Annotated in this window: 15 protein-coding genes; 7 read left to right on the top strand and 8 right to left on the bottom strand. The window is 58.1% G+C overall.

What is annotated here, in order from left to right; genetic code table 11:
- Positions 1-71: 71 nt before the first annotated feature.
- Positions 72-269: a DUF2934 domain-containing protein gene (locus AC1DNK_RS27145; protein ID WP_477944191.1), complete on the top strand. Its 198-nt coding sequence runs from the start codon at positions 72-74 to the stop codon at positions 267-269.
- Between the two features lie 410 nt (positions 270-679).
- Here the strand turns inward: AC1DNK_RS27145 and AC1DNK_RS27140 are convergent, their stop codons facing one another.
- On the bottom strand, positions 680-928 hold the full coding sequence (locus AC1DNK_RS27140; protein ID WP_477944190.1) for a DUF6894 family protein: 249 nt from the start codon (positions 926-928) through the stop codon (positions 680-682).
- 1,408 nt (positions 929-2,336) lie between these two features.
- Between AC1DNK_RS27140 and AC1DNK_RS27135 the strand changes: the two genes are divergently transcribed.
- Positions 2,337-2,840 (top strand): YciE/YciF ferroxidase family protein, encoded by a 504-nt coding sequence (locus AC1DNK_RS27135; protein ID WP_477944189.1) that lies wholly within the window; start codon positions 2,337-2,339, stop codon positions 2,838-2,840.
- Between the two features lie 59 nt (positions 2,841-2,899).
- Here the strand turns inward: AC1DNK_RS27135 and AC1DNK_RS27130 are convergent, their stop codons facing one another.
- From AC1DNK_RS27130 to AC1DNK_RS27115, 4 genes are all read right to left on the bottom strand, one after another.
- Entirely contained in the window at positions 2,900-4,054 is a 1,155-nt protein-coding gene (locus AC1DNK_RS27130) for a PAS domain-containing sensor histidine kinase (protein WP_477944188.1), read from the bottom strand.
- 8 nt (positions 4,055-4,062) lie between these two features.
- Entirely contained in the window at positions 4,063-4,851 is a 789-nt protein-coding gene (locus AC1DNK_RS27125) for an alpha/beta fold hydrolase (RefSeq protein WP_477944187.1), read from the bottom strand.
- A gap of 299 nt (positions 4,852-5,150) precedes the next feature.
- Positions 5,151-5,675: a 2'-5' RNA ligase family protein gene (locus AC1DNK_RS27120; protein WP_477944186.1), complete on the bottom strand. Its 525-nt coding sequence runs from the start codon at positions 5,673-5,675 to the stop codon at positions 5,151-5,153.
- Complete coding sequence (locus tag AC1DNK_RS27115; RefSeq protein ID WP_477944185.1) at positions 5,672-6,307, bottom strand: TetR/AcrR family transcriptional regulator; 636 nt, start codon at positions 6,305-6,307, stop codon at positions 5,672-5,674. The genes AC1DNK_RS27120 and AC1DNK_RS27115 overlap by 4 nt, the downstream gene beginning before the upstream one ends.
- Positions 6,308-6,395: 88 nt before the next feature.
- Here AC1DNK_RS27115 and AC1DNK_RS27110 point away from each other — a divergent pair, with 88 nt between their 5' ends.
- Complete coding sequence (locus AC1DNK_RS27110) at positions 6,396-7,169, top strand: SDR family oxidoreductase (protein ID WP_477944184.1); 774 nt, start codon at positions 6,396-6,398, stop codon at positions 7,167-7,169.
- 318 nt (positions 7,170-7,487) lie between these two features.
- Here AC1DNK_RS27110 and AC1DNK_RS27105 read toward each other — a convergent pair whose 3' ends face one another.
- Genes AC1DNK_RS27105 through AC1DNK_RS27095 form a run of 3 tightly spaced genes read right to left on the bottom strand, consistent with a single transcriptional unit; the run spans position 7,488 to position 10,514 of the window.
- Positions 7,488-7,886, bottom strand: coding sequence for a cupin domain-containing protein (locus AC1DNK_RS27105; protein WP_477944183.1), 399 nt, complete (start codon positions 7,884-7,886; stop codon positions 7,488-7,490).
- A 55-nt stretch (positions 7,887-7,941) separates the two neighbouring features.
- Positions 7,942-8,703, bottom strand: a complete 762-nt coding sequence (locus tag AC1DNK_RS27100) for an alpha/beta fold hydrolase (protein ID WP_477944182.1) — start codon at positions 8,701-8,703, stop codon at positions 7,942-7,944.
- Positions 8,704-8,738: 35 nt separating this feature from the next.
- On the bottom strand, positions 8,739-10,514 hold the full coding sequence (locus AC1DNK_RS27095) for a cytochrome c biogenesis protein DipZ (protein ID WP_477944238.1): 1,776 nt from the start codon (positions 10,512-10,514) through the stop codon (positions 8,739-8,741).
- 321 nt (positions 10,515-10,835) lie between these two features.
- Here AC1DNK_RS27095 and AC1DNK_RS27090 point away from each other — a divergent pair, with 321 nt between their 5' ends.
- The 4 genes from AC1DNK_RS27090 to AC1DNK_RS27075 all read left to right on the top strand — a co-directional run bounded on the left by AC1DNK_RS27090 (position 10,836) and on the right by AC1DNK_RS27075 (position 14,626).
- Positions 10,836-11,870: an alpha/beta fold hydrolase gene (locus tag AC1DNK_RS27090; protein ID WP_477944181.1), complete on the top strand. Its 1,035-nt coding sequence runs from the start codon at positions 10,836-10,838 to the stop codon at positions 11,868-11,870.
- Between the two features lie 119 nt (positions 11,871-11,989).
- A complete protein-coding gene (locus tag AC1DNK_RS27085) occupies positions 11,990-12,730 on the top strand; it encodes a response regulator (protein WP_477944180.1) in 741 nt (246 codons plus the stop codon).
- Complete coding sequence (locus AC1DNK_RS27080; RefSeq protein ID WP_477944179.1) at positions 12,727-14,052, top strand: ATP-binding protein; 1,326 nt, start codon at positions 12,727-12,729, stop codon at positions 14,050-14,052. The genes AC1DNK_RS27085 and AC1DNK_RS27080 overlap by 4 nt, the downstream gene beginning before the upstream one ends.
- 157 nt (positions 14,053-14,209) lie before the next feature.
- Positions 14,210-14,626 carry an organic hydroperoxide resistance protein gene (locus AC1DNK_RS27075; protein ID WP_477944178.1) on the top strand — a complete coding sequence of 139 codons (417 nt, stop codon included), beginning with the start codon at positions 14,210-14,212 and terminating at the stop codon, positions 14,624-14,626.
- The last annotated feature ends 182 nt before the right edge of the window (positions 14,627-14,808 follow it).

Genomic DNA, 14,808 nt, shown 5'->3' with positions numbered 1-14,808 from the left:
AGCCCCCATGAGCCCTAGAACGCGCCGTACTCCGCAAGTCGACTCATCAAGTTCAACATAAGGAACACGCCATGCAGCGCTCCCGTGACGATCAGCTTCGAGCTCGCGCCTATGCCATATGGGAGCGCGAGGGGTGCCCCACCGGAAAAGCTCTGGAGCACTGGGCTCTTGCGATAAAAGAGATGGCCGGCCAAGCTGCTCCATCTCTTGATCAAGGATCCTGGCGCACTCCCCAGGAAGACGGTCCCCAGGCGGACAGGAAATCCTGAGACTTTCTCTGGCCAGCGACGCGTAAGAGGCTATTCCGTCATGCTGTGTCGTCGCTGTGTTGCTTTTTTCCAGCCGGCAACGAGAAACTCGCAGGGATCTCTACCGCGCGTCTTGACCCCATCGTGATGGCTGTAACGAAAGGGACGTGCCGCGAAGCCTTCGCCGCATATCGCTCTGCTGCCGGCCACGGAAAGCGCTCCGCCGATCTGGCGGACTCATAAAATCATAGATGGGCTTCTTCATCTCTGAGGGAGTAAACCTCAATTTCCACGGACCAGTAGTGCCTTGAAATGTTGAGACTGTTTCAAATGAAGGAGGCAGCAGGAGGTTTCGCGAGGTAGGGTAGGGGAGACGGAAAGCTCTACCTAGCGCCGCGTATCAAAAAGCCGCCCTGTTCGGTAAGCCGTAGTCATTTCACCACTGACATTAATGGCACTTCACCGACGACCTTACCGTGCTCGTCGCGGATTACAAATGTCATGCCGTCAATCGGCACTGCATAGCGAACGTACTCAGCCACCATGTCACGAGCTGCAGCAAGTGCTTCGCTGTGGGCGGCATCAGATGAAGGCAAGTCTATGCCCTCAACGTCTTCTTCGAGGTCATCACCCTCGCGAATATCAAAATAATACCTCATCGCGTTGGAATGCAAATCCAAACAGAATAGTTCCGCGTTTACAATGTTTTGCACGCTATCGGACAGAAACCCTATCCGTAATTGCGCGTTAAGGTTCGTGAGCAAACAGTAATACGCCTACTCATGGAGGCGTCGATGTTAGCAACTCACCTCGTAGATCATTTAAACGCAGCGAGGAAACTCGCTCAGTTAACGAACCAACCGTTTGTCGTCTACCTGATCCAAATGGCAATTGATGCAGCAATACGAGCGAGCCGCAAAGCGGCCTAAGTTCGCACGGTGCGATTCGGTGATTAGGGAAGCCACTGCCGCCTGTGATGACCCCATCAGAGAACTGTCGCGGCGACAGTCGTGGGGCTCTCTTCTTTAAAGGACCGCCCGCCGCAGGCTCGGTTGGTTCAGGGCTAACAGCGGACGATCCCATACGATGGCAGTGACACTCATCGTATTTCAAACTTGGTCGATGTCATCATCGGGCTTTTGGAGAGCGCATAATGACCTCTAAACAAATGTCGCCATCGGTCTATATGCACGGTAACGGACAAAAGCGTGGAGGGAAAGCCTCAGTTCCGAGAAGTTGAGAGCAACTGCGCTGCAAAATGTGCAGTTGCTAATGCATTTAAGGGATTACCATGAACGTATCATGGATATGGACGGAACCTACGTTAGGTAAGTCAACGAATCCAATGACCTTTTTCGATTGGCACGGTATAATTCTATAAAGTGCTCACGCATTCACCTCCGCACGATAGATGACATACGTTGCGACGATTCCTGCATGAGGGGAAGCGAGCCCTGTTTGCCCGCTCGTCAATGACGACCGCGCCGGGTCGATTGAGGCTCATCAATCTATCCCCTCCATTCAGGGTATGCTCAAGCAGCGAGTTGTCGCGTTGTTGACCGTGGTGCCCGGAATCTTTCACTGGAGCATTCGCCGGGACGCGTAACGGATATGATTTCCCGCCGTCGAGCCGTGCGCCGCTCCTCTCCTTGGTGGGGCTCCTGTATTGCGAGCCAGCCCTTGGGATCTTTTCCACCATCCCATCCGCGATTGTGATCGCCTTGGCGCCTTTAACGCCTTCAGGCGCCCTCAATCTGGCCGAGGCGGGCGAATGTCAAAAGGCAAAAATCCCTCTCGGTTCCGATGTACAACGGCCAAAGGTCTGCGCGTGCTTCTGGATGGCGCGGGAAGGACGGGGTCTAATCAGGGTGAGGCCGATAAATGCTGCCATGCGTGGAACTTAACCTCTTGGGGTCGGTTCATAGGTCACGGTCGCGATAGTCGCGATCGAAGAAAGTCTCTCTGACCGATCGCATGACGTTCCCGCAGCGCCTTCGATGCGCGATCGCAGCCTCATCGACAGCCTCGACTGACACCCTGACGAGGCAGTGAATCCGCAATAGAGATACAGAACCCCAAGGAGATATCATGGCTAAGGAATCCAAAACGCTTGACGTCCTCTTTCACGACACCCTGAAAGACGTCTATTTCGCCGAACACAAGATTGTCGCCACGCTTCCCAAGATGGAGAAGTCAGCCCAGAGCAAGCAGCTTAAGGACGCCTTCGTCAAGCACCTGGGAGAGACCAAGGTTCATATCGAACGTCTCGAGGAGGTCTTTAAGATCATCGGAAAGAAGCCGGAACAGAAGACCTGCGATGCCATGATGGGCATTGTCAAGGAAGGTTCTGAGGTTATGGAGGAGTATGCCGGCACACCAGCTCTTGACGCCGGCCTTCTCGCAGCTGCACAGGCAGTCGAGCATTACGAGATGTCGCGCTACGGCACGTTGCGCACATGGGCGCTCGAGCTTGGGATGAAGGACGCAGCCAAGCTGCTGCAGACGACCCTCGACGAAGAGCAGGCCACAGACCTTGCCCTGACGTCGATCGCCACCGCTGTGGTCAATCAGAACGCCGAAAAGGCAGCCTGACCAACACTCGGCCGTTTGCGGGCGGCCGAGCCACAACCCAGCGCAGGCGGGTCGCTGTCCTATCGGACTTCGAAATTTGCGATCTCCGCAAGCGGCATCGTGAAGGTAAAGCGTGTCTCGATGGCATCAGACACAACGTCCAGCCTCCCACCGTGAGCGCGAGCGATTTCCGATGCGATATGAAGGCCGAGGCCCAGCCCCTGACGATTGCCGCTAGCCTCCCCACGGATGAAGGGCTGAAAAAGGCTCGCCTGCACGTCCTCGGGAATCGGCGTGCCCTGGTTTGCTACCCAGATCTGAAAGTTCTCACCGCTCACACCAGCGGATATCCTGATTGGTGCATCAACCTGCCCATAGGTGATTGAGTTCCCGACCAGGTTGGATACCATTTGACCTATTCGTCCTCCATCGCATGCGACAGGCTGATCGAGATTGATGTCGGCATCAATGATGCGATCAGGATCGCTGGAACGGAGTTCGTCGATAACTTGGAGAATGATCGGGGCAAGCTCTTCCAGCCTGATCTGCAGACCTATTCCGTCTCCGAGGCGACCCCGCGCGAAATCAAGCACGTTGTCGATGAGATCGGACATCCTCTGGACGCTACCCTGCATGAGGTCGAGTAGCGTGGTTGCCTTTGCCGTCGCCGTTTCCCTTCGAAGAAGGCGACTTGCGGCGCTGATCGATGCGAGCGGATTTCGAAGATCGTGGCCTAGAACGGCAATAAACTGTTCTCTGAGTTCGGCATTCCTGTGCTCAGTATCGAGTTTTATCTGCATTTCTGCGCCCGCGGCATCCGCCGCCGCACGGGCATCGACGAGCTGGCGTTCGTAGCGCCTCCGCTCGATTGCCCGAAAGAGCATCACGCGGGTGAAGAGAAGCTCGTTGTCGGCGTTGCGCTTTTCCGTTGCGTTTGCGATGACGGGAAACCTGCTCCCATCCTGCAATTTGAGATCGAGCGCGACCTCGTCGAAATGACCCTGCAGTCGAAGAAGTGGCGCAAAGTGGGTTTCGTAGAATATGCGGCCGGCTATGTTCAGCAGGTCGCGCATGCGTTTTCCGAGGAGATCTTGCGCCGGAATACCCAACCACCTCGATAACGTCTTGTTGGACTTGATGATACGGCCGTCCGGCCCGAGCGAGAGATACCCGCAGGGGGCGTTCTCGTAGAGGTCTTCCAGATCTTCCGTCTGCGTGTCGCGGTCAGAATCCATCAAGGTTCTCAAAGGAAGTCACGGATCGCGGCGATCACTTCGCGAGGCGCGCTCAGGTTTGGGCAGTGTCCAGTCGCGTCCAAAAGAACAATCTGGCTGCCCGGTACCTGCTCATGCACATAACGACCTACGCCTTCGGAAGCGATGATGTCATCGCGGCTTTGAAGTACGAGTGTCCGGGCCGTTACATCCGGAAGGTCGGCGCGATTGTCGGAGGTGAAGGTGACACGGGCAAACGCCTTGGCGATCTCCGGATCGGTTCGACAGAAGCTGTTCGTCAGTTCCTCGCCCAACTCTGGTCGGTCTGGATTGCCCATGATCGCAGGCGCCATTGCCGCGGACCATCCCATGTGATTGTCATCCAGGAATTCCAATAGCTCTTCGATCTCCGCAGGCCCAAAGCCCCCAACGTATTCGGCGTCGTCTATGTACCGCGGGGATGGGCCCACAAGGATGAGGCTCTCGAAAAGGTCAGGCGCTTTCAGCGACGCAAGCACCCCGATCATCGCACTCACGGAATGGCCGACGAATACCGCGTTGGAAAGTCCTATCTCCCGGCCGATCTCGACGACGTCGTCAGCGTATCCGGACAAACTCGAATACTTTGCCGGATCGTAGGCGGAGAGATCTGAGTGACCCGCCCCGACATGATCGAAAAGTAGGGTCTTGAAGCCAGACTCGAAAGCGGGGGCAACGAACCTCCACATGTTCTGATCGCATCCGAACCCGTGGGCGAAGACAATCGTCCGCGTGCCGTTACCTTGGATATGTACGTTGTTGCGGACAACGACTGACATGGTTCCCTCTGGTTACCCTGTCTAGCTTGTCTCAAATAACTCGGGATTTCGAGCGTTTCGAACCTAACCCCCACCCAAGTTTTGTCAAGGAAGCACGGGTTGAAGGTTCACATCCCTTCAAGAGGAAGCTGAGAACACTTGAGGCACTCGGTTGACGTGATCGCTTCCGTGATGCCCACACGCCCGAGGGATCAGTGATTCCGGTCGGGTTGACTGAAGCCGGAGAGTCATTCGCCGACCTGACATTTAAGAGTTTTTCGCCCGGTTCCGGGCATGATTGGCAAAATGCCGTTTTGCCCTTATCCCAAAGGGCGCGTGTCGAAAGGCAAAAATTCCAAATGCTCCCACGGTCCGCCAAGATAGTTCCACAGCTCGAGGCCGATGATTTCAATGGTGTGGGGTTCTAAGCTCGTGGTCAGGTCGCGATAGAGCGCGTCGGCGGTTGCTCTCGGCGCCTTGTTCTGGATTGTGATATGCGGCCGCCAGGTCTGAATGTCCTGCGAGCCCAGCCACGCGACGAACTCGGCCTTCAGTCCTGCTCGGATGTCCTCCAACTCTGGGCATGTGAGGACGAAGGCGACGCCTGCGCCGAGGTGTCGGAGGCTGCTGACCGTCGCTGTCGTTACTCTCGCCTGCGCCGCAACGTTAGTAAGTGTTTTACAGATCCTGTCACGATACTCGCCTGGCAGCCTGTGAAACACTGTCAGATGCGCGCCGAGAACATTGCGGTCCGGCGGAAAATGTCTCTGCCGAAGGCGATCGAACGGCTCGATATCCCTCTCGGCTATCCTCGCGGTGACAATAAGTGGCTGACGGGTCTTCAATCTGAGCTTCCAGTGACGGTCGTGCGTTTTCCGGGCCAGGCTGTCAGGGCGACGTCGATCAGCCGTTTCAGAAGCGCATTGCAAGCACCATCGCAGGCTTGGGCCGACATGCCCTGAATGATCGCTCCATAGAAGCGTGCCAGCGTGTCGGTATCAGTCCCGGCTGGCAGCTCGCCATCGCTGACGGCGCGATCGAAGCGGGCTTTTAGAACCTGCATCGATGCCTCTCGAAGGGCTGCCGTCATTCGAGCGACTGAGGCATTTTCTTCCGCATGCTGCAGAACTGCGGTGGAGACCATGCAGCCCGCGGGCTTGTCCGGCTGGGTGTCGCCATCGGCAATATTGTAAAGGTAGCGACCGAGTGCCTCATAAGCGGGCAGGGCGGATGCCAGGATTTCCCCGCGGCAACCGCTTTCGCGGGCGATGCTGAAATCCAGCGCCTGGCGATACAATTCCTCTTTCGAACCGAAGGTTGAATAAAGCGTCGGCGGGTTGATCCCCATTGCTTTGGTCAGGTCGGCGGTCGACGTCCCTTCGTAGCCTCGTTCCCAGAACAGGCGTGCGGCGATGTCGAGCCCGGTGTCGCGGTCGAGCACGCGGGGCCTTCCTCGTTTACGAACCGGCTCTTCCATTAAAATAGTGGTCCCTATTTAAATCTTGACAGGTGTGTTTGCAACCTTAATATAGCGATCACTATTTTATTTGGCAACGGAGTAGACCATGTCCAAGAAACTCGCAGACAAGATAGCGCTTATCACCGGAAGCTCACGGGGGATCGGAAGGGCGGTTGCGCTCGCCTTTGCTAATAAAGGTGCCGCGCTGATCGGTGTGCACTACACTGCCAATCCGGATGCTGCCGAGGCCACCGTGCGGGAGATCGAGGAACTCGGCGTCAAGGCCGTCGCGGTAAAGGCCGATCTGCGCCAGGGCAAGGAGGCGGCCGACAGCCTCTGGACACAGTTCAGCGACGCGGCGCGTGCGCAAACGGGATCGGTCGGGCTCGATATTCTCGTCAACAATGCGGGCATTGCGCCTGCGGTCCCGTTGAAACAGACTAGCGAGGTTGTCTTCGACGAGGTGATGACTATCAACTACAAGGCGCCATTCTTCCTGATCCAGGCGGTAGCGGATCATATTCGCAACAATGGCCGCATCATCAACGTCTCCACAGGGTTCACCCGGATCGCAGCACCCACCCACCCGGCCTATGCTGCTTCTAAAGGCGCGCTGGAGACCCTGACGCTCGCACTGGCGCCCGACTTCGCGGTCCGTGGGATCACCGTCAATGCGGTCATGCCAGGGGTTACCGAAACCGACATGAATGCCGAATGGCTGGCGTCACCGGATGCCCGCGCCGGCGCCGAGGCACTATCGGTCTTCTCGCGTGTCGGCCGTCCTGACGACATTGCAGATGTAATCGCTTTCCTTGCATCGAACGATGCCCGCTGGACGACCGGGCAGATCATTGATGCCACAGGTGGCGCCCGGATATAATCGATCCAAAGACTTCGTCTGTAGGCCATCAGAGCAGTTGCCATGGGGCGTATTCCGAGATACCGGCTAAAAGCCGGCGCCCCGTCTGCCCGTTAGACCAGGCCGCGCTTAGCGACACGTGACCTTCCGCAAGTCGTGGAGATTGGTGTGATTAAGCGTACGAGTGAATGTCGGCATACCCGATATTCGATTTTGTCGCTGAAACAGGTACTGCAAGTGGGTGAACGACTGTTAGTCTCCTGGAACTGCCGGACATAGCCAACGCATCTCGTCGAATGCGCGGGAAGCCAAAGCTCCCACGCATTCGGCGCTGCTTCATCACTTCGACTGAACCACAAGGGTCTTTCCGTATTCCACAATATAGGTTGCGAGCTCTGATGCTTTGCCGGTGCCGACGTTTCGAGCTGAATGTACAACGCCGGTCGGGATGAATAGCGACTGACCGGCAGAGAGGGTGACCGGCGCGCGCCTGTCTAATGTGTATTCGAGAGTTCCTTCGATCACATAAGCAATTTCTTCACCGCGATGGGAATGCCTGACGGCCAACACCCCGGGCGAGAAATCGACACGAACCTGCACGACCGCGTGGCCAGGCACATCGATGTCGTTCTTAATAAGATCGGTGCGTCGCAAGGGCTCTTCGGCGAATGCAGGCGATGATGCCGCTCCAATGCTTGCGAACAATAGGACGGCGACCGTTGCAAGTAATTTTTTCATGGCTATCTCCTTTTTAATTATGTTGAAGGTTGGGGGATGTCGCGAGTGCTGTTGTTCATTGGCCGCCAATCTGCCGCGCCGCGGCTTCGATAGCCTCGGCAACCTTTTCAGGCTGCGATGCGAACACGGCATGGCTTGCCTGGATCTCCGTCACATCGCTTCCGGCGCGCTTTGCCATGTCCCGTTGGAGATCAGGATTGATCGAGCGGTCTTGGGTGGCAACAACCGTCCAGCTATTCTTGGTCTTCCATGCGGGATCGCCGACCTTTGCGGAGAAGGCGTCCTTGGATGCGAAGACCTGTGATTTTGCCAGGAAAGCGGTCTCGTCCTTCGGCAGGTCGGCAGCGAAGTCGTTGGCGAAGGCGGCTGGATCGAGAAAGAGATATTTGCCGTCCTTCGTCTCGCGGATATTCATGCCGCCGGCCGGCTTGGAGCTCGCGAGACTGATAAGGCTTTCGCCCTTGTCCGGCTGGAAGGCCGCGATATAGACGAGACCTGCGACATTGGGGCTGTTGCCGACTTCGGTGATGACCATGCCGCCATAGCTGTGGCCGACGAGCAGTGTCGGGCCGTCTTGGAGGTCGAGGACCCGGTTGGTTGCGGCGATATCATCGGCGAGCGAAGTGATCGGCTCCTGCACTATCGTGACATTGAAGCCGCGCTTTTCGAGGATTTCGGTTGCTTGGCGCCAGCCTGAACCATCGCCGAGAGCGCCGTGGACGATGACGATGTTCTTCACTTCGGCCGCTTGGGCCACGAAGGCAATGGCGCTGGTGACGAAAGCAAGGGCGAAGGTGGAGAAATAGTTGCGTTTCATGGTGGTGCTCCTGTCTTTTTAGGCTAGGTGGGGATTCAGCCGAAGGTGAAGGCGTAGGCTTGGACGCCAGGGTCGAGGAAGCGGATCTCGAAGGTGCGAGCTTCCACTTCGCCGGTCTGGCGCACCAGTTGGTAGAGCTTAGTCGTGGTTACCGTGCCATTTCCATCCGCATCGATATCGCTGCCGCGGTTGGCCTCGGGCGCCTTGCCGTCGACCGTCACTCGAAAGCGAACCGGCTTTCCATCTGCCCCTGGGCCGAGCACGAGGTGCAGGTCGCGGGCGCTGAAATGATAGGCGATACTGCCGCCCGCCCGATCGAGGGTCGCCTCTTCGGCGCCGACGGTCCATTCACCGGAAAGGCCCCACTGGTTGAGACGCGGTTCGGTGACCGAATAGTCCCTGCTGGCATCCGCACGCATTCTCTCGTTCGAGGCAAAGCTGGTGGCCTGTTGATAGCCGATGTAGGTTTCACCCGAGCGGACATGTTTCAGGTCCGCACTGGCCTCCACACCTTTTGCGTCAGGTGCAACCGGCGCGCTTTCGGCCATTTCACTGCCAGCCTCGCGCAGCAGGCCCTGGATTGCCTGTTCGGTCTGGCCGTAATTGCCTTCGCCGAAGTGATGGTACCGGATCTGGCCCTTGGCATCGATCAGGTAGTGAGCCGGCCAATAGCTGTTGGCGAATGCGCGCCAGATTCTGTAGTCGTTGTCGATTGCGACCGGATAGTTGATCTGGAAATCGCCGACGGCCTTTTTGACATTGTCGATTTTCTTCTCGAAGGCGAATTCCGGGGCATGTACGCCGATGACAACCAGACCCTGGTCCCTGTACTTGTCGGCCCAGGCCCGAACGTACGGCGTGGTACGGATGCAGTTGATGCAAGAATAGGTCCAGAAATCGACGAGCACGACCTTGCCGCGAAGCTGCTCCGTCGTTAGCGGCGGCGAGTTGAGCCATTCGACGGCGCCATCCAGTGAGGGTGCGGCGCCTTCAACAGGCAAATCACTGCGGAACGGTTTGGTCGCATCGGCAAGACCGATCGACTTGTCGTTGCTCGCAACCTCTGGCGGAATGCCATCGGTCGGCTCAACATTCAGCCTGTCCAGAACCGCTTGTTCGAAAGACGCGCTGCTGGCATAGGAGAGCCGCGAAAGCAGCCCCGTGTCGAGGCCAACTGCGATGACGGCGACACCGGCGATGACGGCGGCGCCCAGGCCCTGGCGAATACGTTCGCTGACGACGAGTGATTTCTTCAATCGGGCAAAGATTTTTCCACCGACGAAAAGCGCGATTGCCAGCGAAGTGGCGGCGCCGGTTGCGTAGGCGAGCAGCAGGAGGCTTGTCTGCAGATTGGCGCCTTGGAGGGCAGCACCGGTCAGCACGAGACCGAGAATCGGGCCAGCGCAGGGCGCCCAGAGAAGCCCGGTCGCGACGCCGAGGATTAGCGCGCTTCCGGCGGTCGGTGCAGCACCGGGCTTACCGGAAGCGTTTAGCAGGCGGTTACCAAAACCGACGACCGGTTGGGTCATCAAGCTGGCGACACGTGGCGAAATCAGGCTTACGCCTAAGATCGCGAGCAGGATGAGCGCGGCGAAGCGACCATACTCATTGGCATTGATTGCCCAGCTTCCGCCGATGGCTGCAAGGGTCGCCACAAACGCAAAGGTGGTGGCCATACCGATCAGCATCGGCAGCGTACTGCGCACGAAAGGCTGCCCGGCGCGGGCAAAGACGAAAGGCAGGATGGGAAGGATACAGGGGCTGAATATGGTCAGCACCCCTCCGAGGTAGGCAATGATAAGAAGTGTCATCATCGTTTCCTTTGAAACCGGGTGATCGGGCTCTGGACGGCGATGTGGCCCGACCAGCAACTACGCCAATCTGATCGAGGCGATGTATCTCGGATGTGTCCGGTTTGGAGGCAATATGTACCGAAGTGTAGGAAGAGCGCCTGTCTGCAGCCCTGCTGAAGCAGATGGAGCAGATTCCGTTTGAGGAGGCAGCCAACTGTATCAGAATGTATCCCGCAGGCCGGAGGCTACATCCGTACGCAATAATAGCGGATATCGGAAACACTCGGGATACATGCCGGTTGTTTTCTCCATGTCACTAACTCGAAACGGAGAGAGACAATGTCCAGCGAAATCAATCTTCAGCGCCGTCACTTCTTTGGTCTTGCCGCAATGACAATGGCAGCGGTCGAATTCGGCCTGAGCAGTGCTGCTGCCGCCCAGGCAGCCGCACCGGCCGTCAAGGCCGGTTCGCACGAATCTTTCGCGGCGTTGAAGCAGATCAAGGCCGGCGAGCTCAATGTCGGCTACGCCGAGGTCGGTCCCGCCAATGGCGCGGTCGTGCTGCTGCTGCATGGCTGGCCCTACGATATCTACAGTTTCGTTGATGTGGCTCCCGTGCTCGCCGATGCCGGCTACCGGGTGCTGATCCCCTATTTGCGTGGTTATGGCACGACCGAATTCATCTCTGCCCATACACCGCGCAACGGCCAGCAGGCCGCAATAGCCACCGATATCATTGCCTTTATGGATGCGCTGAAGGTCGAGCGCGCCGTCATCGGCGGTTACGATTGGGGCGGCCGCACCGCCGATATCCTGGCTGCGATCTGGCCGGAACGCTGCAAGGCGCTGGTTTCTGTCAGCGGCTATCTGATCGGCAGCCAGGAGGCCAACAAGAAGCCACTCTCACCACAGGCCGAGCTTTCCTGGTGGTATCAATTCTATTTCGCCACCGAGCGTGGCCGCGAAGGTTATGCCGCGAATACGCACGATTTTGCCAAGCTGATCTGGAAGCTCGCCTCGCCGCAGTGGGATTTCGACGAAGCGACCTTCGATCGCTCGGCCAAGGCCTTCGAAAATCCCGACCATGTTGCCATCACCATCCACAATTACCGCTGGCGGCTTGGCCTCGTCGATGGCGAGCGGAAGTATGATGAACTCGAAAAGAAACTTGCTGCTTTCCCGGTCATCACGGTACCGACGATCACCATGGAGGGCGACGCTAACGGCGCGCCGCATCCGGACCCTGTGGCATACGCCAAAAAGTTCACCGGTAGATACGAGCATCGCACCATATCGGGCGGCATCGGCCACAATCTGCCGCAAGAAGCACCACAGGCCTTTGCCCAGGCCATTCTGGACGTCGATCGTTTCTAAAACCTGTCCTGACAGCCGTGTACAGAATTGTCTGTTTCGCGGCTGCCGATTCACAGTCAAAAGAGAAAGCGGCGAGTCTGCCATTCGCCTGACCGATAGAAGGACCCGGAAGTTCGAACATGGAGCATATCGACCACATCCTGATCGTTGATGACGATCGTGAAATCCACGAGTTGGTTTCGAGCTATCTGACGAAGAGCGGACTTCGTACGTCCGTCGCGGCCGATGGACGCCAGATGCGCAGTTTTCTGGAAGGCAACACGGTCGATCTGATAGTGCTCGATGTCATGATGCCAGGCGATGACGGGCTCGTGCTTTGCCGCGAGTTGCGCGCCGGCAAGCACAAGGCGACGCCGATCTTGATGCTGACGGCTCGCAGCGATGAAATGGACAGGATCATCGGTCTCGAAATGGGCGCCGACGACTATCTGCCGAAACCGTTTGCGGCGCGCGAACTCCTGGCGCGCATCAAAGCTGTGCTGCGTCGCACCCGTGCGCTACCGCCGAACCTGCAGATTTCGGAGGCCGGACAGTGGCTCCGTTTCGGCGACTGGCGCCTCGACACGGTCGGAAGGCACCTTCTCGACAAGGACGGGACCGAGATTGCATTGAGCGGCGCCGAATACCGCCTACTGCGCGTCTTCATCGATCATCCGCAACGGGTGCTTAACCGCGATCAGCTGTTAAACCTGACCCAAGGCCGCGATGCCGAACTCTTCGACCGCTCGATCGATCTGCTTGTCAGCCGCGTTCGCCAGCGGCTGGGCGATGATGCGCGTGAGCCGACCTATATCAAGACGGTGCGCAGCGAAGGTTATGTTTTTGCTGTTCCGGTGGCGATAGAAGAGGCCAGATCATGAGTGCAGCTGTTGCTATTCGCTCCGGATTTTGGCCGAGCACCCTGCGGGCTCGGCTTTTCGTTATTTTGTTGCTGGGCCTGGCTGTTGCCTATGGCCTGTCGTTCACGGTCCTGTTCGTCGAGCGTTCCATGTCGGCCAAGGCTGTCATGCTTGGCACACTGGAAAGCGACGTCGCAACCTCAATTGCTGTTCTCGACCGCCTGCCGGCGGATCAGCGTGCCGACCTGCTCGACCGACTAAGCCGCGGCAACTATCGTTTTGAGCTTGGGCCGGGACTACAGGGCGTGCCGGACGATTCTAGCAAGGGTAAGGAAATCGGCGGTCGAATCCAGGAGGCGATCGGCGGCAGCTATCCGATCCGCATGGAATCGATCCCCGGCGATATCAGCCGCCTGCAGGCGCATCTGACACTGAGCGACGGAAGTCCTCTGACGATCGATATTACGCCGCGGCCTCCGATGCCGCTCGCGGCATGGCTGCCCTATGTGCTTGCAATCCAGATGGTGCTCCTGGTGCTTTGCACATGGGTCGCCGTGCGTCAGGCGATCCGCCCGCTGGCTGCGCTTGCCGCCGCCGCCGACGCGCTTGATCCCAACGAGAAGGGACCAGCGCTCAGCGAGCGGGGTCCGAGCGAAGTGGCGCATGCGGCACGTGCGTTCAATGCCATGCGTGAAAGAATTTCCCACTACCTCGAAGAGCGGGTGCAGATCCTTGCGGCGATATCACACGACCTGCAGACGCCGATCACGCGTATGCGATTGCGCGCCGACATGGCCGACGATTCCCCCGAGAGGGACAAACTGGTCCGTGATCTGGGTGAAATCGAGCGGCTCGTTCAGGATGGGATCGCCTACGCCCGCAGTGCGCATGGCAATGGCGAGAAATTTTCGCGCATCGATCTCTCGTCCTTTATCGACAGCATCGCCTACGACTACCAGGACATGGACAAGGCCGTCAGCGTTGCCGGTCTCGTGCAGGGCATTGCCTCGACCAAACCGCATGCTCTTCGCCGCATTCTCACGAACTTTATCGACAATGCGCTGAAATTTGCAGGTAGCGCCGAAATCAGCGTCGAGCGGAAGAAAGAGGGTGAGATTGCCATCACGGTGATGGATCGTGGTCCCGGTATCCCGGATGCCATGCTGGAAGCTGCCATGCAGCCGTTTTTCCGGCTGGAGCAGTCCCGCAATCGCGAGACTGGCGGCACAGGGCTCGGCTTGGCCATCGCCCAGCAGCTGGCGGCGGCAATCGGCGGTTCCGTCCGGATATACAATCGTGACGGCGGAGGCTTGGCAGCCGAAGTCAACATTCGGGCCAACTGATTTCTTCCTGCTTTGTATGCGAAAATGTCGAGATCTGCCGACGGTACGCTTTGATACAGTCCGGCCGATTTTAGAAACATAGGGGATACGTCAAAGGGTCAAAACCACTCCGTCACCAGATGTCGCAGGTCGCGGCATCAAACCAAGGAGTGCTCCCATGATCACGATTGAAAATGTTCTCTATACCGGCAAGACCCGCACCACCGGCGGCCGCGATGGCTCAGCCCGCAGCAGCGATGAGCAGCTCGTTGTGAAGCTATCGCCTCCGGGCAGCGTCCATGCGGGAACCAATCCCGAACAGCTCTTCGCAGCCGGATGGTCGGGCTGCTTCATCGGCGCGATGGGCCTTGCCGCCGGCAAGCGCAAGCTCCGTCTTCCCGCCGATACCGCCGTCGATGCGGAAGTCGATCTCGGCATGACGGGCGATGCTTATTTCCTGCAGGCCCGCCTCAATATTAGCCTGCCGGGTCTGGAGCCGGAGCTCGCTCGGGCGATCGTCGACGAAGCTCATCAGACCTGCCCCTACTCCAAGGCAACGCGCGGCAACATCAACGTTACTCTGACAGTCGTTTGAGCCGACACCCAGGAGATTTTGATGAGACATATCCCGTTGGGCACATTGGCGGCTATCATCTTTGCTGCACCCTGCGCTTATGACGTCCTTTCGCAAGAACCCTCGCCGTTGGCTGGTCTTGTTGCTTTCGTAGCGGTTGCAGGTCAATCCCACTGGTAACCGGCACCCGGTCGCGGCGCGGA

This window comes from Rhizobium sp. 01N424, from assembly GCF_056399485.1.
The sequence above is the reverse complement of the archived record's forward strand: the minus strand, read 5'-3'. Positions and strand labels throughout refer to the sequence as shown.